The 23,090-nt window shown below is 69.3% G+C and carries 17 protein-coding genes; 6 read left to right on the plus strand and 11 right to left on the minus strand.

Features of this window, described 5'->3' with window-relative positions; all coding sequences use genetic code 11:
• Positions 1-66: 66 nt before the first annotated feature.
• The 3 genes from ACFWPI_RS12405 to ACFWPI_RS12415 form a co-directional block, all read right to left on the minus strand.
• A complete protein-coding gene (locus ACFWPI_RS12405; RefSeq protein WP_208869253.1) occupies positions 67-726 on the minus strand; it encodes a polysaccharide deacetylase family protein in 660 nt (219 codons plus the stop codon).
• A 365-nt stretch (positions 727-1,091) separates the two neighbouring features.
• Positions 1,092-1,958, minus strand: a complete 867-nt coding sequence (locus tag ACFWPI_RS12410) for a hypothetical protein (protein ID WP_380374034.1) — start codon at positions 1,956-1,958, stop codon at positions 1,092-1,094.
• 192 nt (positions 1,959-2,150) lie between these two features.
• The gene (locus tag ACFWPI_RS12415; protein ID WP_380374031.1) at positions 2,151-2,588 is read right to left on the minus strand and encodes a DoxX family protein; all 438 of its coding nucleotides are present in this window, start codon (positions 2,586-2,588) and stop codon (positions 2,151-2,153) included.
• Positions 2,589-3,018: 430 nt separating this feature from the next.
• Between ACFWPI_RS12415 and ACFWPI_RS12420 the strand changes: the two genes are divergently transcribed.
• Positions 3,019-4,128, plus strand: a complete 1,110-nt coding sequence (locus tag ACFWPI_RS12420) for a hypothetical protein (RefSeq protein ID WP_380374029.1) — start codon at positions 3,019-3,021, stop codon at positions 4,126-4,128.
• A 74-nt stretch (positions 4,129-4,202) separates the two neighbouring features.
• Here the strand turns inward: ACFWPI_RS12420 and ACFWPI_RS12425 are convergent, their stop codons facing one another.
• Entirely contained in the window at positions 4,203-5,000 is a 798-nt protein-coding gene (locus ACFWPI_RS12425; RefSeq protein WP_380374026.1) for a DUF2785 domain-containing protein, read from the minus strand.
• A gap of 194 nt (positions 5,001-5,194) precedes the next feature.
• A complete protein-coding gene (locus tag ACFWPI_RS12430; protein WP_380374024.1) occupies positions 5,195-5,887 on the minus strand; it encodes an alpha/beta fold hydrolase in 693 nt (230 codons plus the stop codon).
• A gap of 197 nt (positions 5,888-6,084) precedes the next feature.
• Here ACFWPI_RS12430 and ACFWPI_RS12435 point away from each other — a divergent pair, with 197 nt between their 5' ends.
• Positions 6,085-6,237: a hypothetical protein gene (locus ACFWPI_RS12435; protein WP_380374022.1), complete on the plus strand. Its 153-nt coding sequence runs from the start codon at positions 6,085-6,087 to the stop codon at positions 6,235-6,237.
• On the opposite strand, the gene ACFWPI_RS12440 is transcribed toward ACFWPI_RS12435, so the two are convergent.
• A complete protein-coding gene (locus tag ACFWPI_RS12440) occupies positions 6,234-7,439 on the minus strand; it encodes a ricin-type beta-trefoil lectin domain protein (RefSeq protein ID WP_380374019.1) in 1,206 nt (401 codons plus the stop codon). The two genes, ACFWPI_RS12435 and ACFWPI_RS12440, sit on opposite strands and share 4 nt — an antisense overlap.
• Positions 7,440-7,915: 476 nt before the next feature.
• On the opposite strand from ACFWPI_RS12440, the gene ACFWPI_RS12445 reads away from it, so the two are divergent.
• The 3 genes from ACFWPI_RS12445 to ACFWPI_RS12455 all read left to right on the plus strand — a co-directional run bounded on the left by ACFWPI_RS12445 (position 7,916) and on the right by ACFWPI_RS12455 (position 11,381).
• Positions 7,916-9,097, plus strand: coding sequence for an acyl-CoA desaturase (locus tag ACFWPI_RS12445; protein WP_380374017.1), 1,182 nt, complete (start codon positions 7,916-7,918; stop codon positions 9,095-9,097).
• Between the two features lie 71 nt (positions 9,098-9,168).
• On the plus strand, positions 9,169-10,347 hold the full coding sequence (locus ACFWPI_RS12450; protein ID WP_380374111.1) for a glycosyltransferase family 4 protein: 1,179 nt from the start codon (positions 9,169-9,171) through the stop codon (positions 10,345-10,347).
• Positions 10,348-10,394: 47 nt separating this feature from the next.
• Positions 10,395-11,381 (plus strand): alpha/beta fold hydrolase, encoded by a 987-nt coding sequence (locus tag ACFWPI_RS12455; protein WP_380374014.1) that lies wholly within the window; start codon positions 10,395-10,397, stop codon positions 11,379-11,381.
• On the opposite strand, the gene ACFWPI_RS12460 is transcribed toward ACFWPI_RS12455, so the two are convergent.
• A complete protein-coding gene (locus ACFWPI_RS12460) occupies positions 11,326-11,826 on the minus strand; it encodes a carboxymuconolactone decarboxylase family protein (RefSeq protein WP_380374012.1) in 501 nt (166 codons plus the stop codon). The two genes, ACFWPI_RS12455 and ACFWPI_RS12460, sit on opposite strands and share 56 nt — an antisense overlap.
• 63 nt (positions 11,827-11,889) lie before the next feature.
• Positions 11,890-12,270 (minus strand): transposase, encoded by a 381-nt coding sequence (locus tag ACFWPI_RS12465; protein ID WP_380424765.1) that lies wholly within the window; start codon positions 12,268-12,270, stop codon positions 11,890-11,892.
• Positions 12,271-12,481: 211 nt separating this feature from the next.
• On the opposite strand from ACFWPI_RS12465, the gene ACFWPI_RS12470 reads away from it, so the two are divergent.
• Positions 12,482-12,730 (plus strand): hypothetical protein, encoded by a 249-nt coding sequence (locus tag ACFWPI_RS12470; RefSeq protein WP_380374006.1) that lies wholly within the window; start codon positions 12,482-12,484, stop codon positions 12,728-12,730.
• Between the two features lie 348 nt (positions 12,731-13,078).
• Here the strand turns inward: ACFWPI_RS12470 and ACFWPI_RS12475 are convergent, their stop codons facing one another.
• The 3 genes from ACFWPI_RS12475 to ACFWPI_RS12485 form a co-directional block, all read right to left on the minus strand.
• Complete coding sequence (locus ACFWPI_RS12475; RefSeq protein WP_380374004.1) at positions 13,079-13,813, minus strand: hypothetical protein; 735 nt, start codon at positions 13,811-13,813, stop codon at positions 13,079-13,081.
• Between the two features lie 471 nt (positions 13,814-14,284).
• Positions 14,285-14,812: a hypothetical protein gene (locus tag ACFWPI_RS12480; RefSeq protein WP_380374001.1), complete on the minus strand. Its 528-nt coding sequence runs from the start codon at positions 14,810-14,812 to the stop codon at positions 14,285-14,287.
• A gap of 23 nt (positions 14,813-14,835) precedes the next feature.
• Complete coding sequence (locus tag ACFWPI_RS12485; protein ID WP_380374108.1) at positions 14,836-22,908, minus strand: ricin-type beta-trefoil lectin domain protein; 8,073 nt, start codon at positions 22,906-22,908, stop codon at positions 14,836-14,838.
• Positions 22,909-23,090: the final 182 nt, after the last annotated feature.

A 23,090-nucleotide genomic window follows, 5' to 3' on the forward strand; every position in this document is an offset into this window, starting at 1 on the left:
CGGCAGGTTTTCGTCTCCGGCAGGTCCTCGTCGACCGTCAGCGCCGGCCGTCGGCGCCGCCGGCCGTCAGCGCCGCCAGCGGTCGCGCACCAGCTTCGCCGCCAGGTGCAGCGGCCCGTCCCGGTCACCGACGTAGCAGCGGGGAAGCGCGTACACCCCGCTGTGGACCCCGGGGCTGACCGCGCACCCGTACCCGTAGCCGGCTTGCGCCACCGCCTCCACCGCGGCGGCGTCGAGCGAACCGTAGGGGTAGCAGAACCCCTCGACCTCCTGCCCCGTGAGGTCCTCCAGCACGCGGCGGCTGTCGGCGACCTGGGCCGCCAGCTCCCGCGCGCCCAGGCCCGCCAGCCGCCGGTGCGTCAGCCCGTGCGAGCCGATCTCCAGCCCGGCGGCGGCGGCCTCGTGGACCTGGCACGCCGTCATCAGCGGCTTGCGCGGGCCCTGCCGGTCCCAGTCGTTGTATCCGCCCAGCCGGTCGGCCACCACGTAGACCGTCGCCGTGAAGCCGTACTCCGCCAGCGCGGGCATGGCCTCCTCCACGAAGTCGCGGTATCCGTCGTCGAAACTCAGCCCGACCATGCCCGCCGCGCTGCCGCCCCGGTGCGAGCGCATCAGGGCGCCGACCGACACCCCGCGCAGCCCGCGGGCGGACAGCCAGCGCAGCTGGCGGCGAAAGCGCGCAGGGTCGACGGTAATCAGATAGGGATCCTCACTCGTTGACGCCACCGAGTGGTACATCAGCGTCCACGGAAAACGCGCCGCACCTCCACCGGCCGCTTCTTCCGGGCTGTTGCGTGGTCGAATGATTCGCATGTTCTGCTCCAGCTGTCCGGCGGCACCGCCTGTGCAGGTGGCCTTCAGGGAAATTGCATTCTGGCAGCGTCGAACCCGGCTTCCATTCGCGCCAGGCGACTCCGCCCCATTTCACCCGGATGCCAGCCCAGAAGTCGCCCGACGAGTGCCCGGCCCGCACGGCCCGAATACCGGTTCCACCCCGTCCGGAACCGGCCGGCGTTTCACCTGGCCGCGACGGCGGCCGGTGCCCATGCGGCGGCTCTGGCGGCAGCGAGCGAGGCCCGGACCCGCGCTGCTCATGCGGAGGCGATTCCCGTCGTGCGGCTGTCGCCCGCAGGACGGCTGACGAGGCCCGCACACGCGCGGCAGATGCCGGGTTGAGGGACAGGGTCGTGGCACTGGGCGCACTCGGCGTAGCAGGCCGCTGCGGGCCGTACAGCGGCCCGGTCGGGCGGCATCTTGCGCTCCAGGCGGTAGCGGAGCACCGCGACCGCCGAGTGCACCGGGGCGGGCAGGCCCGGCAGCAGGGCTTGGGCGAGGTCGGCGACTGTACTGCCGCGTTCGAGCCATTGGGCGACCAGGGGTGCGAGTTCACGTGCTTCGGCCTCGCCCAGGCGCAGGCGCGGTTCGGGACGGATGACCCGGAACAGGGTGGCGACCGCCTCGCGGAGCTGTTCGTCCGGCGCGTCGTCTTCGGAGTCCCCCTCCCGCCCTTCCGTCCCCGGGGTGGTGACGGGCTCTCCGGACTGCCGGGAGGGGAGGGAGGGTTCTTTCGCCGGGTTCTTTACCAGGGCGTCAGCGCCGCCGGTGGTCGCCTCACCGGGCGCCGGACGGGTGGCACCCGGCGTGGCGAGCACCGTGAGCGCCGTGAGCTGCGGGGTGTCGTAGACGTGGGTCTCGGTGATGATCGTGCCGTCGGGCATGCGGATCTTCTCGACCCGGTAGAAGCCCGCCTCGGTCAGTTCCTTGAGCGCCTTGCGGATGGCGCTGCGCCCCTGGGGGCTGGTGTCGGCCATGTGCCGGCCGTCCTCGCGCCAGCCGTCCGGGCGGGAGAGGAGGTCCGCGAGCAGACCGCGAGCGGTGTAGGACAGCCGCCGGTACTGCAGCATGGTGTTGGGCAGCACGGTGAAATCGCGCACGTGGGCGCTACGATGGACACGCATCGGGAGGATCGCTCCTGTTGCCGGACCCCGGAGCGTTGGCGCGCTGCCGGGGTCACCTATTTGTGGTTAGGCCACGGAACGTACCACAACTACCTGACACACCAGGCGCGTTGACGCCAGCGGCCGGATCATATTCAAATCCTCCCGCCGACGGCCGGCACAAAGTGCGGCCAAGACCCCGCAAGCACCCGGTCAGCGCCGGCGGCCGAGCAGCTCGGCGGTCTCGGCGCGCCGGTTCCAGGCGATGACGGCCAGCGGCACCATGAAGATGAACGGGGTCCCGGCGTTCTCACCGTGCATCGCGGTGAGCTGGGTGACGAACGCGAACACCAGGAAGACGATCAGCGCCGTGGCTGCCGGCCCGGCCAGCCGGCGGACCAGCAGGCCGACCGCTCCGGCCAGCTCCACCAGCCCGGTCAGGTACATGAACCAGTGGCCCACACCCATGGCGTCGAAGACGGTCGTGGCGGCGGGGATCGCGAGCAGCTTGGGCAGCGCGCTGGCCAAGGCGAAGAAGAGCGCGAGCAGGATCCGCAGCGTCCAGACCACCCGGATCACGGCCTTGCTGGAACTCGCGGCCGTGGTGGTGGTGCTGGTGGAAGTGGTAGTGGCGGTAGCGGTGCTGGACATCTCAGGTCTCCCCGGTCGGCTGTCGTTGCTTTCCCAGGTATGACCGCCACCACCGCCCGAACTCATCGGTCCCGGAAGAAAAATTTTCCGGCAGCCCCAACTCCAGTGCCAGCAGCCCGCCGACGGCCTGCCGACAGCCCGCCAACAGCCCGCCGACAGCCTGCCGACGGTCCACCGCCCGCCGATCAGCCCCGCCCGATCGCCCTCGACCGCTTCGCCGAACTCAGGGTGAGCCGCCGCGTCGGCGGCCGGTTCGGCCACTGCGGCGTTGACCGTCAACGACGAGTGCGCGCAGAGCACACTGCGGAACCGCACGGCAACTACGGTTCCTGCACGGCCAGAAGGTCGAGTCCGCGGAATCCCCGGTGGCCACCCCGGCACGTTCGCCTGGGGAGGGGGCCGAGGGATCCTCAGCGAAAGGAAGCCCGAAGTGCACCGGACAACTGCGCACCAGCTGCGACGGACGACGGCGTTGCGCCGGATCGGGATCGGGTCGGGCCGGGTCAGGAACGTGATCGCGGCCACGCTGACCGGAGGCGTCCTGCTCCTGGCCGCCCCGGCCCCCGCCGGGGCGGTGGAACTGGACTGGCGGGGCGTCGGGGTCAGCAGCCTGTCCTACATGAAGACGGTGACGGTCAACGGCAACACCTACGACGTCACCAGGGGCCTCGACAACGGAATCTGGTTCCGGTTCAACAACGGTGCCTGGCAGCCGCTGGGCGGCTTCCAGGCCCAGAGCTACTACTCCCCCGCCATCGTGCAGTGGCAGGACCGTGTCATGGTCGCCCACCAAGGGGTGGACAACCAGATCTACTGGACCGCCGTGCAGAACCCGTCCGCGAACCAGTGGGAACCGTGGCACCGCATCGAGGGCGACGCCGCCGCCTGGGGCGGCATCTCCTTGGAGAGCCTGGGCAGCACGGTGCTCTTCGACTGGGCGGACGTCAACGGCCTCTACCGGATCACCAGCGTGCACACCCGCCCGGACGGCACCCGCTCGCAGACCGCGATCAGCTTCCCCAACAGCCAGTGGCACGTGGGGCCGCAGGGAAGCGGCACGACGGGCACCCGGCGACCGAGCCCGATCATGGCCTGGAACGAGGCGGCGGGCGGCGAGATGGAGCACATCTACCTGGTCGGGACCGACAACCACGTCTGGCAGATCTGGCGCAACCCCGCCACCGGGGCGACCGGAGCCGCGAGCCAGGTGCCGGGCGGGGCCGTGTGCATCTCCGGGGTGTCGGCCGCGCGGATGGGGTACCAGGACTACACCGTCGCCCCGGGCGACCCCCAGTACGCCAACCAGCGCCGACAGATGCTCGCCTGCATCGGGGCCGACGGCTACGTCTGGATCAACACCTCCTCCACCGGCGGTGACACCTGGGACGGGTGGCACCAGCCCGTCGGCGCCCTGGCGCCGTCGACGGACACCCCCGCGATCAACGCCACCGTCAACGAGTTCAGCATCGACATCAACTGGAACGGAGCCCGCAGCGGCCTCTTCCCCGACCACGCGATCGTCGAGAAGACGATCCGGTAGCGGGACGAGGGCACCGCGGGCGACGGCGAGGAGGCCCGGACGGCTCGCCACGTGGGGCATGGGGCGTCGGGCTGTCAGCCGATGGACTTCGCGTCGTCCGCCAGTACTTCGACGAGTCGCCGCTTGACCGCGTCGCGATGCGGGACCTGCCGAGGCGGCTGCCCCGGCTGCGGCGGGACGCCGAGGTCGGTGAGGAGGTAGAGCATCCGCAGGGTGCGCAGCGCGTTGGACACGTATGTCGGGGTGGTGCCCCGGGCCACGGCCCGGAAGTCGGCGCCGATGTCGTCGAGCCAGGCGACGGACTGGTCCGCGGTGAGCTTCGGGTTGGTGAGAGTCAGCGCGATCGCGCGGGCGAGCCGGTCGTCCTCCCGTTCGGCGTACAGGTAGTCGGTGGGCGCGAGGAGCCGCGCGGTCGCGAGGTCCAGCATCTCGACCGGCTCGACATCGCGGTGGCGGCCGAGGGCACCGAGCAAGTCGGCGCCGTGCGCCACGGCGTGCAGCCAGCCCAGCTGCGCGTCGTGTCCGCGCAGGTCGCTCTCTGCGGGGTACCAGCGGGTGAACGCGTCCAGCCATTCCTGGCGGAGGTCGCCGCGGCTGACGATCATGTCCAGGACCAGCGGCGCGAACGTGCGGGCCTGAATCGGCGAACCGGCGGCGAAGCGGGCCGCCATGTCATCGCCCAGGCGGACCCGGCGGTCGCCGTCGATGACGTCGCGCTCGATCCAGGTCCGCAACACGACGTACGGGTAGCCGTCGCGCACCTCCGGGTCCGGATCCCGCAGGCACTCCGCCAGTTCTGCGGTGAGCTCGTCCAGATCGCCGCCCGGGGGCACCGCACATGCGTCGGAGTAGATCTTGTACCAGTCAGTCACGAGCAGCGAGGCTAGCCCGCCGCAGACGACCTGACCAGCGATTATCCGGATCCGCCCACGGCGGCGACCGTAACGGCAGCGGCCTCGGTCTCGGCCTCGGCCTGGGCCTCGGCCGGAACCAGGGACGGGCGCGGGCGGCCGACGGCCCGTTCGCCGCCCGCGCGTCGGGTGGTCCGGATCGGGCGGCCGCGCCGTCAGCTGTCGGCGGCCTGCCGGATGAAGTCGGCCACCGCGTCCGGGCGGGAGACGTAGACGGCGTGGCTGCCGGACACCGCGGAGGTGCGGGCGCCGGCCCGTTCGGCCATGGCGTGCTGGGCGGGCGGCGGGATCATCCGGTCGTCGGCCGCCACCAGGTACCAGCTCGGCTTGGTGCGCCAGGCGGGCTGGGAGACGGCGCCGTTGAGGGCGTCGACGCCCCAGGGGACCTGGGAGTCGGCCATGAAGGCGGCCAGTTCGGCGGGGACGTCGGCGGCGAACGAGGCGGCGAACTCGTCCCGGTCGAGGAAGAGGAAGCCGTCCCTGGGCGGCAGGATCGGCGGCACCGGGGCGCCGGGCGCCGGGTCGGCGATCAGGCTGCCCACCGACTCGCTCTTGTCGGGGGCGAACGCGGCGATGTAGACGAGGCCCGTCACCTTCGGGTGGTTGCCCGCCTCCGTGATCACGGCGCCGCCGTAGGAGTGGCCGACCAGGACGGCCGATCCGTCGAGGCCGTCGAGGACGTGGTGGACGGCGGCGACGTCGCCCTCCAGCGACAGCGTCGGGTTCTGCACGATGCTCACCCGGAACCCGGCCCCGGTCAGCCGCTGATACACCCCCTGCCATCCGGAGCCGTCCACGAACCCGCCGTGGACGAGGACGATGTTCTTGCGGTTTTCCTGCTCACTCATCGGTTCTCCCATCGCCGCCTGGTACATGACGTTGCGTCATGGCAGGTTAGTGGCGACTCCGGGCGCCCGCGTCCGTCATCCGACGTAGTTCGGGCCGAGCCGCGCCTCACACCGCGCCGGACGGGACTCCACCGCACCGGACGGCACCGAACCGGGCCGGTGCACCGGAGTGGGAAGTCGGCCGGGCCGACTTCCCCTTGCAGCCCATCGCCGCCGGCCGCTACCACGACCGCTTCGAACTCCGGGGCGGCCGTTGGCAGTTCGCGGAGCGCCGGGTCCGCCTCACCCTGGTCGGCGACGTGAGCCGCCACCTGCGCGTAACCCCCGACCTCACGGGACAGAACAGCTAGGCATCCGTCCGCACGACCGCCCTGAGGGTCTGCTCGGGGCTGCCGTCGGCGGGCCGCGCGGTCACCGGGTCGCTGTTGCGCCCCGCGGTGCTGGAGGTGAGCGCCCAGCCGGCGGGGTTGACCACGGCCTGGCGGGCACCGTCGTAGCTCCACCGCTGGGCCGCGGAGCCGTCGCAGGCGGCGCGCACCACCTGGCCGCCGACGGCCGCGGGTGCGGCCAGGCACTCGTTGCCCTGGGCGGTGTGCAGGCTGCCGTCGCGGGCGAAGACGAAGAGCTGGTTGGCGTTGGGCGTGGTGGCGCAGCGGTAGCTGATGGCGCCGTTGGCGCCGCCGCGGTCGAGGCAGGCGCCGTTGGCGAACCGGAGCGGCCAGCGGGCGGACTGGCCGAGGCCGAGTTCGGTGAGCAGGGTGCCGTCGGGCTGCTTCCGCTGGCGGATCATGTCGTCGCAGGCGCCGCTGGTCGAGGTACCGGTGTTGGTGGCGGTGAGGGTGCCGCCGTTGCCGGTCATCGGGCCCCAGCGGTTCTCGGAGTACGCGTTGTCGTTGCAGGCGTAGGCGGGCCTGTTCCAGTCGAAGTACTCCACCCAGCTGTTCCAGTCGTGCTTGATCTGCTGCGACTTGGGGAGCAGGACCGAGCCGAGGACGAAGGAGGTGCCGGCGGTCTCGTCGGTGACGGTGGCCGTCACCCAGTGGGTGGCGGGGTCGATCCGGACCTGGAAGGCGTACGTGTGGCCGGTGACCGGGCGGCCCTGGTTGACGGTGCTGTTGGCGCACTGGAGGTGCTGGCCCTCGCCGGTGCTGTTCCAGCAGTGCGAGCCCTGGGTGCCGTCGGCGAACTGGAGCTCGGTGTCGGCCCAGGTGGACCAGTTGAACAGGCCGTCGTTCTGCTGCTTGTCCTGGAAGCCGATGTAGGAGAGGTTCCCGTCGAAGTTGAACTGGCTCGACCAGAAGACGTCGCCGTCGCCGGGGGTGGTCACCACCGTGTTGCGGAAGGTGACCTCGGTGAGGACGGTGTCGCCGGCGATTGTCCAGTAGGAGTACGAACCGGGCGTCTGGCCGTAACGGGGCTGGGCCGCTGCGGCCGGCACCGCCGGCCCCGCGAGGGCCGAGGCCGCCGGTTTCGCGACGGCCTGGACTTCTGCGAGGGCGAGACAGGCGAGCGGCAGCGCGCACATGGCGCGGCGCCGGGAGACGTGCGACATCCGTTGCTCCTGACAGGTCAGCGGCGGCCGCAAGCCGTCGGCGCCGTACGGATTCCCCAGCGCGACCCTCACCCACCCGGTCACGGTCCGCAACACATGAGGTCGCCAGGAGTGATCGGGGGCCCCGGAGATTCCACAGGCACCGATCACCCATTCGACTGATCGGTGCAGGCCGCCTCCCCGAAATGATCGTTCCGGGGCAAGCGCGCATCCTCCTCGCCGGGGCGCCCTCCCCCGGCTCTGCTCAACCACACCGAACCGTGCGAAAACCGAACGGGCGATCGGCGATCGGACGCACAGCGGAGCAGCCGGGCCCGCCGCCACCCGATCGGGCCGCCTCCGGCCGCGACACGGCGCAGCGCCGCGACAACGGCGGTCCGGATGCGGAAGGCTGACGCCACCCTGCCCGGGGCCTCGCGGTGCGGCTGCCACGGCCGGCCGGAGCGACCGGAGCGACCCGAGACCGAAATGGTGGCATGACCGTTCAGGACACCCCGCCCACCGGGACCACCCGGCGCGGCGACTTCGCCGAACTGCACCGGCGCGTCTCCGACGCCGGTCTGCTGCGCCGGCGTCCCCTGTACTACGCGGGCCGGAGCGCCGCGCTGTTCGCCGCCCTGGCACTGCTCCTGGCCTGGTTCGTCGTGCTCGGCGCGAGCTGGTGGCAGCTGTGCCTCGCGCCCCTGTTCGCTTTTGTGATCGGCCAGTTGGCGCTGCTCGGGCACGACGTCGCCCACCACGCGGTGTTCGCCGGCCGGCGGGCGACCGACCTGGCGGGCATCGTGCTGGGCAACCTGGTGGTCGGCATGAGCTACGGGTGGTGGGTGAGCGACCACAACCGGCACCACGCACACCCGAACCGCGAGGGCCACGACCCGGCCGCGGACTCCCTCCTCTTCACCCGGACCACCGAACAGGCAGGCCGTACAAGGGGATTGAGGCGGATCGCGGCCAGGTACCAGGCGGAGCTGTTCTTCCCGCTGCTGTCCCTCCAGGCACTCGGGCTGCTCGTCGCCACCTGCCTGACCCTGACCCGCGGCACCGTCCGGTACCCCGCCCTGGAGCGTACGCTCGCCGCGCTGCACTACGCCCTGGCCGCAGCCCTGCTGGCCGTCGTCCTCGCGCCGCTCCAGGCGCTGGCCTTCGCCGTGCTGTTCGGGGCGGTCCTCGGCGTGTACCTGGGGTGCATCTTCGCGCCCAACCACAAGGGCATGCCGATGACCGGCCCGGACGCGGAGCGTGCCGACTTCCTCCGCCGGCAGGTGCTGCCGTCGCGCAACCTGCGGGCCGGCCGGTTCGTTCACTTCCTCTTCGGCGGGCTCGGCTACCAGATCGAGCACCATCTCTTCCCGGCCATGCCGGTCGCGGCGCTGCGCCCCGCCTCGCGCATCGTGCGCGACTACTGTGCCCAGGTCGGCGTGCCGTACAGCGAGGCGGGCCTGATCGCCTGCTTCCGGGAGATCCTGCGGGACCTGCGGGCCATCGGCCGCTCCCTCCCCGCCGACCCGGCGCAGTCGGCCCCGCCGACCCGACCGACCGACCCGGGGCTGGCCCGGCCGACCGCCCCGGGGCCGACCCGACCGACCGACCCGGAGCCGACCCGGCCAACCGCCCCGGAGCCGCAGGCCGCGCCCGAAGCGGAGGCGGCGGCACGGTGAGCGGAGTCCTGTCCGGGCCGGCGGCGCGCACCGCGGACGGCCCGGCCCCCGGCGGCGAACGGCTCCGCGTCCTGATCGTCACCGAGTCCTTCGCCCCGCAGCTCAACGGTGTCGCCCACAGCGTCCTCCGGACCGCCGAACACCTCCTCGCCCGGGGCCACACCCCGGTGGTGGTGGCACCCGCCGTGCGGGCACCAGCCGCGCGGGCCGCGCGACGGCACGCAGGCGACCTGCACCGCGACCTGCACCGCGAGCAGGCGTACGGCTACGAGGTGGTCCGCGTCCCGTCGGTGCCACTGCCCGGCTACCCGGAGGTGCGGGTCGCGCTCCCGGGGCGCGGGGTGGCCGACGCCATCGAGCGGCACCGCCCGCACGTGGTCCACCTGGCCAGCCCGTTCGCGCTCGGGGCGGTCGGCGCCGCGGCGGCCGACCGGGCAGGGGTCCCGTCCGTGGCGGTCTACCAGACCGATCTGGCCGCCTACGCCAGGACGTACCTGCCGGCGCTGGGCGCGGCCGGACCCCGGCTGGCCTGGTGGCGGCTGCGACGGGTGCACTCCTTGGCAGCCCGGACGCTGGCACCGTCGCAGGCTTCGCTGCGCGCCCTGCTGGCGCACGGCATCCCCCGGGTCCACCTGTGGCCGCGCGGCGTCGACTGCACCCGGTTCCACCCCCGCCACCGTGACGAGACCCTGCGCCGGCGCCTCGGCCGCCCCGGCGACGTCCTGGTCGGGTACGTCGGACGCCTGGCGCCGGAGAAGCACGTCGACCGGCTGGCGGAGGTGTCCCGCATCCCAGGGGTTCGGCTGGTGGTCGTCGGAGACGGCCCGTGCCGCGCCCGGCTGGAGACCGTGCTGCCGGACGCGGTCTTCCTGGGTCTCCGGTCCGGGCACGAACTCGCCCGGCTCTACGCCTCGTTCGACGCCTTCGTCCACGCGGGGCCGTTCGAGACCTTCGGCCAGACCCTCCAGGAGGCCATGGCGAGCGGGCTGCCCGTCGTCGCCCCGGCGGCCGGCGGGCCGCTCGACCTCGTCCGCCCGGGCCACACCGGATTCCTCGTCCCGCCCGGCGCGGCGGACGGGTTCCGGGAGGCCGTCAAACGTCTCGCCCGCAACGACGAACTGCGGGCGGCGTTCGGGCGGGCGGGGCGTGCCGCGGCGACGCAGCGCAGCTGGGAGACGGTCGGCGACCTCCTCGTCGAGCACTACCGGCTCGCCCGCACCGAGACGGCCGGGCCACCCCTGCGCCGCTGAGCAGGCCGGCAGGAGAGTGCGGACCCACCCCGAAGAAACGGACCTCCATGCACCACCCCCTCGCCGCCGAGTACGTCCGCAGCCCCGCTCCGGCCGCCGGCACCGCCGTCTTCCTGCACGGACTGGGCGGCTGGACCCACAACTGGGCCCACCTGATCGACCTGCTGCGGACCTCGGCGCACTGCCTGGCCCTCGACCTCCCGGGCTTCGGAAGGTCGGCGCCCCCGCCCGACGGCGACGTCACCGTCGAACACCAGGCCGCAGCCGTGGCCGGCCACCTCGACCGCCACCTCGACCGCGACCTCGACCGTCGCCTCGACCGTCGCCTCGGCCGTCACCCCGACCATCACCCCGACCGGAACGGGCACCGCCGCGTACACCTGGTCGGCAACTCGCTCGGCGGCCTGATCGCACTGCGCCTCGCCGCCCAACGGCCCGACCTGGTCGCCACCTTGACCCTCATCTCGCCCGTGCTGCCGACGTTCCCGCCCGCCCCGGCCCTACGGGTGGCCCTGCTGGGCCTGCCAGGCGCGCCGCGACTGCACGCCCGCCTCCTGGCCACCCAGAGCCCCGACCGCCAACTCGACGACCTCTACCGCCTGATCTACGCGAACCCCGGCCTCGTCGGCACCGAGCAACGGTCGGTGGAGGCACGCGAGCGCCGACGCCGCGCCGAACTGCCGTACGCGCAGGACATGCTGGCCGAGGGAGTGCGCTCGGTGGTCCGCGCGTCCCTTCGGCGGGGCGAGGCCTCGGCCTGGCACCTGGCCCGCCGCGTCACCGCCCCCACCCTGCTCGTGTACGGACGGGACGACGCCCTCGTCCCCTTCCGTACGGCGCCCCGGGCCTACGCGGCCTTCCGCGACGCCCGCCTCCTCACCCTGCCCGGCGTCGGCCACGTCGCCATGCAGGAACGGCCGGCCCCCGTGGCCACGGCGATCCGCGCCCTGATCACCGAGGCGAGCCCGCGCGGCACCGTCACTGCGCCGGGATCGGGCGCACCGGGTGCTTGCTCAGGATCGACACGCGGTTGAAGGCGTTGATGGCGATCGCCACCCAGATGACCGCCGAGATCTGGTCGTCCGTCAGGACCTCACGGGCGACACCGTAGGCGGCCTCCTGCGCGACGGCGTCCGACGGATCGGTGGTCACCTCCGCCAGGGCGAGCGCGGCCCGCTCCTGCGGCGTGAACAGTTCGGTGTCGCGCCACGCCGGCAGCGTGCCCAGGCGCTGCGCGGTGTCGCCGGCCTGAAGAGCGGCCCTGGTGTGCACATTGAGGCAGTAGGCACACCCGTTGATCTGGGACACCCGCAGATTGACCAGCTCCACCACCCTGCGGTCCAACCCGGCCTCCGCCGCACCCGCCCCGGCCGCCTCGGCAGTCGCCCGCAACGCCCGGTAGGCCTGAGGGCTCTGCTTGTCGATGAACACCCGCCGCCGCACCGGGGCAGCGGTCACATCGGTGGTCACATCACTCACGGGAACTCCTCTGACGGATCAGCAGATCAACGGATCACTCACGGCCGGCATGTCACCACACCATCATAGTTGAAAGTGAAACCACTTTGGAAGGCGAAAGCGGCAACCCCGAAGGCCACAACACGAGCCCGGCTCTCCGGTCGAGGCCCCTCTGCAGGCCCCGGCCACGTGCTGGTGCACACGCACGATCGCGGAGTCCACCGAGACCACCCAGTCCAGGTCCCCATCGACATCGGCCCGGGCCATCAGCGCGACGAACACCCGTCCCCAGGCCCCGTCGACGGCCCACGTCCGCAGCAGGTTGCAGACACCCCGCCAGTTGCCGCACTTCTCCGGCAGATGCACCCACTGCGACCCGGTCTGGAGCTTGAAGGCGATCGCGTCGATCACCTCACGGTGGTCACGCCACCGGCCACCGCGCTTCGACGTTCGGTCCAGCAACAACGGCTCAATTCACGCCCACTGCACGTCAGTCAACGGCACACCCAGACCAACGACCAGATGATCCAAACGAAACTGCCTAGACCTCGAAGCCGGCGCCGCCACCATCCGCCGCTCCCTCCAGCGCGCCAACACCGACGGCCTGACCACCCTCCCCACCAAGACCCTCAGCTCCGAACGCCGTATCGCCCTGCCCGCTCCCTGCCTGCGCTCATTGCGCGACCACCTCGACCAGCAGGCCCAAGAACGGGAGAAGGCCGGCGAGAACTGGAAGGAGAGCGGTCACGTCTTCACCCCGCCCGACGGCCACCCGATCGAACCCGCCACCTTCACCCGGCACTTAAAGGCGCTCCTCCGCGACGCCATCGATCTCCTCAGCCGCACGCTCGGCCAAACCTCCGAGGCCGTAATCGAGCCCGACGACGGCGACGACCCACCGCTCTGTGCGGCACCCGTCCTCTGACGTTGCCGTCAACTACTGCCGTCAAGAGCCCTGGAAGCCCCGCCGAATAAGCTCGGCAGGGCTTCCAGGCCTATTAGCGCCAATGTCGGATAGAAACTCACTCCCACACGAAAGCGAGCGGGCACAGCAAGGCCAGGACCGTCACCCACATGCCCCCCAGGCGGGCAGCCCATCGAGCTGCCCACAATTCCCAGGAAGGGTCGAATGCTACCTTAATTCCATGTCGGTGCTTGAGATGCGACAACCCCATCAGAATAAGTCTAATGAGAGCAATGATTATAGGTCGCCAATTTCCCAACCAGTCTCAATTGGGACAATCGCGGCGCCGACAGCGATGACCATCCAGGGTCAATCCGCCAGATGTGAGACTTGCCGCACCTGCTCCGCACTCAGGTGCCGCACATCCCAAAGCAGCGCAGCAGTGTCGATAACTTCCTCAGGATGCCTGCGGCTTGCCGAAATTTGCGGCGTGCCCGCCAAAGAAGCCAGAACAGCGACTGGAACGCCGAGAACGGCCGCGAACCCATCGAGAAGATCAGGGTCAAGTTCCTTGACGCCACGCCCTATTGCCCCAATGGTTGCAGCCGATAGGTAAACATCAGACATCAAATACATCACCTTGGCCGCCGAAGACCATCCCAGATTTCGGAGGGCGAGCATTCGCACAAAAATCGATCCGAAACCCGGAGGGTACTGCTCAAATGAGCGCATCTTCCTGGGAGGGGCAATATGCGGCACATCGGCCAGAGATCGGGCGTAGTCCCGCAATCGCCGGCGGCTGGAAGCGGGCAAGGTGAGTACGCGCTGCACCAGTTTGGGGAGCGCACGACTGGCCGCCTCGTCGAAGTGTAATGCATCGTCCGGAAGAGCCAGATCCGCAACGAGGAAGAGGTCATGTCTCTGCATACCGACCTGCCCCGCCAGCCGACTGAGAAATTCCTCGCGAGAGGGTTCTCCAGCATGAATTGCTGACGGCCCGCCGTTGGTGCGTTCGATGTCACCTACGGGACCGACCCCCTGAATATGAGCGAGGCGCGCAAGGAGTACGTCAGGGCTGGGGCATGCCGGAAGTTCCATTGTCACCGCCACATGGAGATAGGTAGTCCTACGGGGTTTTCAAGCCCAATGGGGGCAGCCTCCACGAGACTGCCCCCACCAGAGTTCGCTAGTTCAGCGGCCTGGTAGGCCCAGAATAGTAGCTCCAGACATCGTCCGCGAATTCCCACCCGTGCCCTTGGAAGGCTCTACGGGTGACATCAAACAACGGTGTGTGCCCTGGAGAATCCGTCGGGCGATGTGGCCGGTCTGCGCCATTGCCGGGCAGATCACCGAGCCGTGGAATCCCATAAATTGCATTCGGGTGCAGTCGTTTATCACACTGCTGGGCACTACTGCGACGGGCCCAGCTGGACGAGGACCAACGAGACTGCGGAACCGCCTCGGCCAGCACCAACCAAATATCGTAGCCGTCGAAGCAGCCGTCAGCTTCATACCTACAGCCCTTGGAGTCGCATTCAAGCACTGCGACCCCAAGGGCTGAGATAATACAGACGACTACTGCGGATTAAACGCCCCGACCCAAAGATTCAGCTCGGAGCGAATTTCACCTTCTGAAATTGAATCACGGATACTTTCCAACGTCCGCATGATCTTCCTCAGCACAGCAAGATCAGTGATCCGAAGTTTAGACCCAGGATTCCCTTCGGAAAACTCTCGAACCTCATTCGCCACAGATTGAACGTTTTCGCCAGAGTCGACTAGCTCATCAAAGACCCTAGCGCAAATGTAATTCGCGTCGCCAAAATCATCACTGCCATCAAGCCATGCAGATACCTGGACTTGGACTCGACGCGCTAGAAGTTCCACTCTCCTGATCAATCCAGAATCGGCCGCAGCATCCAGGATGGACACCAAGGCTCGCGCCCACTCAATAGGCTGCGGGCCAGCATCGTCTGCCACAGAGAGCGTCAGGCACGAACTGCACGCAGAGATCGCCGCTGTCCACCAGCCAGCGGACGCCTCAGAAAGATCGTCCCTGGCCAGCAGCGCAGCGAACCCGCTAGGGCTGTCAATGAGGAACACGTCCTCAGGCGACGGAAGAGCCATTACCCACCTCCAAGCAAGCTGAACGGCGTTGCGAACACATCGATGCCAGCTCGCCCAAATGCTGCTTCGCCTATCGGTAGCACCGAATCTTCAGGAGTGAAGTGACCACTCCAGTTGGTTATAGAGGTGCCGAACAACTCATCAAGCTGTCCGGATCCCGCCGATAGGACCGACTCGCCAGGCTGCGCAAGTACTGTGTGAGCCATTTCAATCCGAGGCCATCCGCCTGATTCTCCTCCAGCATGAGCGGACATTACCCTTAGCTCTTCACCAGCAGAACCCCTGACAACGGCCCACTTAAAGTCGGTTTCCCCGCCCAACGCAGCCTGCAGGCCGCTCAGTCCGGTTCCATCACCAAGCACAGTGGGAACGACACCTCGCTGTGCTGCTGCCTTCCGCTCAAGGGCCTGCTTCGCCGGGCTCGCATTATTTGTGAGCTCGCACTCATTGTGCACCAAGATCGGGGTGCTGCCTGCGAGCACATAGTACGTGTGCAGCTGCGAGACGGTCAGGTTGTACATCCGTGCGCGGCCTTCGATGGCGCGGACGGTGGTGACGACGACGCGTTCGCCGGTGTCGGCCTTGAGTGCGTGGCCGGGGGTCAACTTGCCGGCTGGCACCCAGGCGTGATCGGTGTCGTCCCAGAACGGATGGTTGGCGGTCGTCTTGATCGTGCTTGCGGCACCATCGGTCGTGACATCGAGGTCGATCAGATCCTCGTCGTCATGCACCAGTTGGGCGCTGACGGTGCGGCCTCCCTGGTCTGTGGCCGTACCTTGATCCGCAGATTCGACGACGTCGCCGACCCTGATGTCGCTGATCGGCTTGGCCGAACCGTCGGCCATGAGAACCCGAGTGTCAGGTGTGAAGCTACACGTTGTCCCGACAGGCTGCTCTGGCGAGGTCGGGCTGGGCTTCGGGGTGACTGGCGCCTTAGAGTCGGACGGCCTGGTCTTGAGACGGTTGGGTTCTTCCGGTGCGGGAACCGGGCTCGAGGAGGAGCTCTTGGGAGTGCTCTTGGACCCGAGCTTCGCGAATGCGTTCCTGATGCCTCCGGCGTCCTCAACGGCCTCTAGCGCATACCTCAATCCCTTCACGCCCAACTTGACGAGCCCGTAGCCGTCAGCCGCGATTTCAACGACGGTCTCGGTCACCTCGCCAGCGACGTACGCCTTGTCGTCGTGGGGGATGCCGAAGGCGTCCGCCACCGGGTGCTCGGAGGGCTGAATGGGAGTGATGCCGGGGAACACCGAATAGCCACCGGTTTGCTTGGCGACCTCTCCGTTGATCCCGGCCAGGATGTTGTTTCCCGCCGTGTACGGGCTGTACTTCGCGAGCCAGCCGGCCGCGCTGTCCACTGCGCCTGCAACAAACTTTCCCGTGGCCTTGAGCCACCCTGGCCACAGGCCGCTGGGGTCGCTGAGGGTGATCGGATTGTCGTTGGCGTAGGTGTACCCGCCCATCTGGCTGGGGTTGCCAGGTTCCAGGAGCGGGTCCGCCGTGAGGAAGCGGCCGAGCGTGGGGTCATAGTTGCGGGCGCCGAGCAGGTTGAGGCCGCTGTTCGTGTCCACGGGTTTACCGAGGTAGCCGTGATTGTCCGCCCACGATGCGGGGACGGTTCCGCGGGGGCTTCCGTAGGGATCGAAGGCTCGCCGGGTGATGGCTTTGCTGGCTGCGTCGATCTGGAGGGTGGAGGTGTTCTGGGGGTTGGTCAGCTCGTAGGTGAGGCCTCCGGCGCTGGAACGGACGATGCTGGTTCCGTCGGGCTGTTGGTAGTAGCGCTTGCCGGTGACGGCGGCGCCGTCGACTGAGAGGGTGAGTTGTTCGGCGCCACCGAACAGATAGAGGACGGTGCCGTCGGAGCCACGCTGGATGAGCAGGTTGCCCCTGGCGTCGTACAGGTACCGGGAGGTGCTGTCGCCGTTGGACGTGGTGACGGTTTCGGTGCGGCCTTCGGCGTTATAGGTGAAGGCCTGGGTGGTGCCAGCGGTGGGCTGGGTGCCGCCAGGTCCCCATTTTTGGTTGGGGCCTTGGTTGCAGGTCCATAGAGCGACGCGGGTGCCTGCGGTACTACTGGTCCCGGGGATGTCGAGGCACAGGCCGGACGCCTTGTTGACCAGGGCGCCGTCGGTGCGGGTGCGCCACTGCTGGCTGGCATCGTTGGTGTCGCAGGTCCATAGCTCGATCTGTGCGCTGGAGCCGGCATTACCTCCGGTCGGGCGGGCGCAGGTGCCGAGGACGCGCACGGTGCCGTCGGTGCCGATGGCCCAGTTCTGCGCTTCGGTGCCATTGCAGGTCCAGGTCTGGACGGCTGTGCCGTTGGCGTTGTGGGCGCCTGCGGCGTCGAGGCAGAGCGGCGTAGTGCCGGTCGGAACGGCGGAGGGCAAGGTGGTGGTACTGGTCGTGGTTCGGGAGGTGGTGCTGCCTTCCGTGTCGTACTGCGGGGTCAGGGTGCTCGTGTAGCTGGGACCGGTAGGAGCGTTGGCCGTGGCGGGCCACTGCTGGTTGGCGCTGCCGGTGCAATACCACAGGCCGACCGGGGTACCGGGGTTCTGGTTCCAGCCGGGGAGGTCCAGGCACAGGGTGGACGCGGTGTGGACGAGGGCTCCGTTGGCGCCGTCCTGCCACTTCTGGCTGTCGCTGCCGTCGCACGTGGCCAGCTCGATACCGGTGCCCGCTCCGGCGCTGCCGCCGGCCGGGCGGGCACACTTTCCGAGTGCCCGTAGGGTGCCGTCACCGGGGCGGGTCCATTTCTGGGCGCCCGTGCTGTTGCAGGTCCACGTCTCGACGGGGGTGCCGTCGGCGGTGCGCGCGCTGGTGACGTCCAGGCAGAGCCGTGCGCCTCCGGTTCCCGCCATGGCCGAGGTCAGGCTGCTGGTGGGGGTGCCAGTGCTGGTGGTGACAGTGGTGACGGTGTTCGGCTTGGCAGCCGGGGTACGACCGTCGCCCGGGTAGACGCTGGTCTGGGTGACGTCGCGGGCGGTGTCACCGGTGACATCGCGGCGGACCTGCTGGGTGCGGTCGCCGAGCATGTTGTACTGGAAGCTCTGCCAGTACGGTGCCGGACCGCCCAGCGAGTTGAGCCCGACGGTGCTGTTGTTGCAGTGCGAGACCTGCCCGGCGCCCGGGGAGGAGACGCTCCCGGTATCGCTCCACGCTTCCACGAGACGGTTCAGACCGTCGTAGCGGAAGCACTGGGTATCGGACACCTGGTCCGTGCCACCGGAGGACTGCAGCTCGGAGGTGCTGGTGCGGTTTCCGACCTGGTCGTAGCCGTAGCTGGTGAACGAGATCGGGTTGGCGTCGGCCTGCTGGAGCTTGACGCTGCTTGTGGTGAGCCGGCTGGTGGTGTCGTCGTACGTCCGGGCCGTGCGCAGCAGGCCGCCGCGGTCGCCGTACTGGGAGAGCAGCAGTTGGCCGAGTGCGTTGTAGTTGGCCATGTCGAGGAGCGCAGCGGTTTCGGTGCCGCTCTGGACGACCTCGCCCTGGAGGTCGAGGGTGTAGCCGAGAGTCTCGGCGGGCAAGCCGCCGTCCGCGTTGTAGCTGAATCCACCGAGGAGACCGATGTTGTCTGTGTAGCGGGCGGTCTGGGTGTAGTCGCCGGCGAGCTTGCCTTCGGCGGCGGGGATGGAAGTCGTCATGGAGGTGGGCTGGTAGCGCGTGGTGTAGCCGTTGATCTTCTGTACGTATGTACTGCCCGTGGCGCCACCGGCGTAGCGGGTGGTGGAGGTCGGGAAGCCCTTGGCGAGGGTGTCGTAGGTGGTGGAGGCGAGCAGTTTGGACTGGTCACCCGTGTCGGTGCCCTCATAGCGACCGATGACGCGGCCGAGCAGGTCGTAGGCGAGGGAGAGTTGCTTGCCGCGGCCGTCGGTCGTGCTGGTGACGTGACCGAGGTCGTCGTAAGCGGTCGTTGAGGTGCCGGCATCGGGATCGGTCTGGGACGTACGTCGGCCCTGGAGATCGTAGGCGTAGGTCCAAGTGTTGCCGACGTTGTCCGAGATGGTGGCGAGCTTGCCGCGCTGGTCGAAGGTGTAGCGGGTGGTGGCGTCGCCGGTGCTGCCGCCGTGAAGGACGGAGGCGGTCGTCCGGCCAAGGGCGTCGGTGTAGACGGTACTCGGGGTGCCGCCGCTGGGCGGGGTGGAATCCGTCCGGTCGGCGCCCGGGTAGGTGGTGGTGGTCTGCCACAGCTCGGTGCCCTTGGCGTAGAGCTTGCTGGCGACTTTCCGGCCGGTGCCGTCGTACAGGTAGCGGGTCTGGGAGGGGACGGTGTTGTCAGCCTCCTCGAACAGCGTGGTGCCGGGTGCGGTGAGGGGGTCGTACCAGGCCGCGGTGGCCTTGGTCACCTGGCCGTGGCTGTCGTAGCGCGTGTGGGCCAGGAGGCGACCTTGGGTTCCGTTGGCCGGGGTGGACTGAGTCTGACGGGGTTGCAGGAAGCCGTCGTAGATGGTGGCCGATGTGGTGTAGGTACCGTTCTCCAGCTGTGTGTTCGTCGTGACGCTCGGGGGGTTGGCGCGTGTGGACGGGGCCGGGTCGACGCCGTGCATCTCGTAGCTGAAGGTGCGGTCCGCTTTCTTGTCGGCGTCCTTGCTGTTGCCGGGGAGCCAGATGGCGGTGCGGCGGCCGAGTGTGTCGTAGACCGAGTCCGTGACCCGGCCGTTGGCGTCCACGGCGCGGGTCACCAGGCCGCGGGCCGGGGATACGACGCTCTTCGCGGTCCAGCCCAGAGGGTTGGTGGTGGTGACTTCGGTCGGGAGGAGGCCTGTCGCCGGGGTATAGGCGGTGCGGTTGACCGCACCCGCGCCGTCGATGCTGCGGACAGCGCGACCGTAGGCGTCGAATTCCTGTGCGGCCAGGGTCTGGTAGGCGGCGTTGCCCTGAGCGTCGTAGGCCTTGACGGACTGAGTGGCGGTGACGAAGCCGGCGGTCGAACCGTTCTGCCCAAGAACGCCCGGCGGCCCGGGGTTGTTCAGATCAGTGTTGCCGTCGTAGATGAGCCTGCGGTCGCTGACGGTTGTGGAGGAGGACGGCTTGGTCCCGCAGGGGCCGGCGAGGGTCAGGACCCCGCTCGGATAGGCGAGCATCATCGGGTTGGCCGCTGGGGGCGTCGCATAGCTCGTGGTGGTGCAGCTCTGGTCGGCCGTGGTGGTCACATCCGGCTGTGACTCGACCTTGACGGGCCGTCCGAAGCTGTCGTACGTGGTGCTGGTGCGGGCGGTGCGCCACGTCGCTTGATCGGACAGCAGCGAGCTGGAACGCGAGCCGATCGACTGCACCCGGCGGGCCTCAAGCCTTGGGAGCGCCGACAGCAACCCTCCGTCCTTCGAACTCCACGCCGTCCTGTCCCGGCTGGTGATGACGGTGCTGACAGGCGTGTCGGTGAACTGCTTGGCGATGGCGGTGCCGCCAGCCTGTGTGTAGGTGACGGATTCCTGCGCCGTGCCGGCCAACCAGGGGCTGTCGACGGTTTCCTCGCCGAGGGAGTTCTTCAGCTTGACGACCCGGCGGGAGCGGTCCGCCTTGTAGTCATCGTTCATGCCCTGCAGATAGGAGACGGTGGTCTGGCTGACCAGGTCCGGACTGGCGCCGTCCGTGGTGGTGACGGTGCGATAGCCGCGGAAGTCGTTCCAGGTGCGGTACCGGTCGTCGGTCAGGTCGGAGTCGTCCCGGTGCCATGCCGCGCCACCACCGTAGGTGTAGGCGGTCGTCCGAGCCGGGGAGTTCGCCTTGGTGGTGTCCGAGACGGTGACCTTGGCGACCAGCGTCTTGTGGAACCAGTCGGCGACCGGCGCAGCCCCGCCCGGGGTGGTCCAGTACACCGGGTAACAGGCCATCGTGTTGCCGTCGGCCGAGGCGGGCATGGTGCCCTTGGTCCGGGAGCACTCCGGGTCGCGGTAGGTGACGGCGATCGAGGTGCCCGACTCGGTGTTGATCCCGATGATGCGAGGCCGGTACAGCGGCAGCGAGGACACGTCCGAGCTGTCAACGCGGTTGTCCACCTCGATACCGGCGAAGGTGACCGGGTCCAGGGCGATCTGGCCGCTGCCGCCAGCCGAGGTGTCCTGAGCGGTGTGCCGGATCTGGGACAGCCACATCACCGACTGCAACGAGCCGACGTTCTGCTTGTCCGGAGTCTTTCCGGTCACCGGATCGTAGGTACCCCCGGCAGCGGAGAACAGGTGCGTGAGGTCGTACCGGTCGACGTTCTGCCAGCCGCTCTGCGTGCGCAGCTCGGTGCGGATGGTGCTGAGGCGCTTGGTGGACCAGAAGGTCGGCGAGGCGAGACGGCAAACGTTGGATCCCGTGCCGCTGGTGGTCCAGCCGTCCTGGCAGGCCAGGTCGAACGGGACATCCGGCCAGTTCGAGGCCGTGGCCGCCGACAGGTTCTCCGGCTTGCAAACGGCATCGGAGACCGTGCACCGCTCGGCGGTGTCGAAGTTCACCCGGGCGGACGGCTCGCGGCCTGCGAGCGCGTCAGCGAGCTGGTAGCCGTAGGAAACGCGGGCGAGGTGGCCGCCACGAGAGTAGGGGACCAGGATGCCGGTGCCACTGGCGCTGCCCATGGCGTACCGGTTGGCCTCGGCGGCCCAGTCGTAGCGCTGGAGGTTGCCGTGGGGGTCGACCACGAAGTCCAGGTTCCAGCGCCATCCGAGCTGCTGGTCGCACTGGGAATCCTTGCCCTTGGCTGCGCTGTAGCAGGGGTCGCCGTTGTTCGGGTGGTACACCGGTACGGCCCAGGCACTGTTGGTCGCGCCATCGCCGGTGGTGCCGGGGGCGTGGTTGAGACCGAAGTAGTAGGCGGTGCCGTCCGTGGTGGTGACCTTGAAGTACTCGCCCTGCCACAGGCCGTTCGCCGCGCCCGTCAGCCGCTCGATGCGGGTGCCGTCATCACTCTGCAGGTGGTACAGGCCATCTGCGTCCCGGATCAGTTCGCCATTGTGGGAGCCGAGGGCGAGCGTGGCGTTCCATCCAGCCCAGCACTCGTCACCGGAATCCTTGATGCCGGCGTTCTTGCAGGACTTGTAGGAGCGTTCGAGGAAGCCGGGGCTGTAGGACCAGCCGTCACCGATCCACGAGGCCTGCGAGTTACGGGCGGAGGTCTCGCCGTCCACCGACTGCGAGTTGTACGACAGCGTCACTTCCGGGCCGGCCCCGGCCAATGATGGCGGAGTGGTGACCGGGTAGCCGTAGGTGAATGCGCCGGAGGAGCTCTGTGACCACGAGCCGGACGCGGACAGGTCGGTCGCCGTGTAGGACCCCTGGGAGCTGCCCGTGTCGGAGACTGCCGCGACCGCCATTCCGCCGCTGGCCGCGTCCGGGGAGAGCACGTAGTCGAGCTTGGTCGCGGGCACCTCGCCGGGTGCGGTCTTCGCGGCCGTGCTGGCGTCACCGGGCAGGGCGATGGTGCCGCTGACCCTCTTTGCCACAGGGTCGACAACCGACTCCAGCGGCTTTCGGGTGCGGCACTCCGACAGCTGGGGCGTGGTCAGCGCGCAAGCCGGCATCGCGACCAGGTGCAGCCGGGAGGCCCAGCCTCCGCCGAAGGCGTCGGCGATCCCGCTGTAGTCGAGTGAGACGTCCAGGCTTGCGGCTTCCTTGCCGCCGTCCGTGCGCTGGAGGGCGACCAGAAGACCGTCGACGTTCGCCTTCTCGGTCTGGGGCCGGTCAGCGACCTTGACCTCGACGCTGCCTGGCGGGGCGGCCGGTTCAGCGTCTGCTGCGGCCCTGGCCTTGGCACCGACCTGATCGGGGTGGGCTGCGGCGATCAGGACGGGGGTCGCGCCGGCCCGCGTCTCGGTGCTGGGCGCCCTGTCGGCGCGGGTGTCCTGGCTGGAGCCGGCCTTCGTGAGGTCGACGGAGACGGTAGCAGCTGCGGGCCAGTTGACCGGCCCGCTGTGGTGGACGGTCAGTTCCCGTGCCCCGACAGGGTGCGGCAGCGCCTTCGACTCGCCCTTGCCGTCGGCATCGTGGCCGCTGACTCGTGGGAGCTGGGGGATTTTCTCCTTGCTCTGGTCGGCGGCGTACGCACGGCCTAAGCCGACGTTCTCACCTGCGAGCGGGACCACCAGTGCCATCACGGCGGTGAGTGCGGCAACGGTGAGCGTGTTCCGTCGCCTGCGACCCCCTCCCCGTTCACGGTGGACGAACCAACTCAAACTGGGCTGCACGCATACCCCCACGTTCGTGAATTCGTAATGGGCCTGGGACCACTTGCAGATGGCAACCACAGCTCGCCCAACATGACGGCGGGAACCGT

Origin of the sequence: Kitasatospora sp. NPDC058492 (assembly GCF_042720685.1) — a bacterium.
Lineage (GTDB): Bacteria > Actinomycetota > Actinomycetes > Streptomycetales > Streptomycetaceae > Kitasatospora.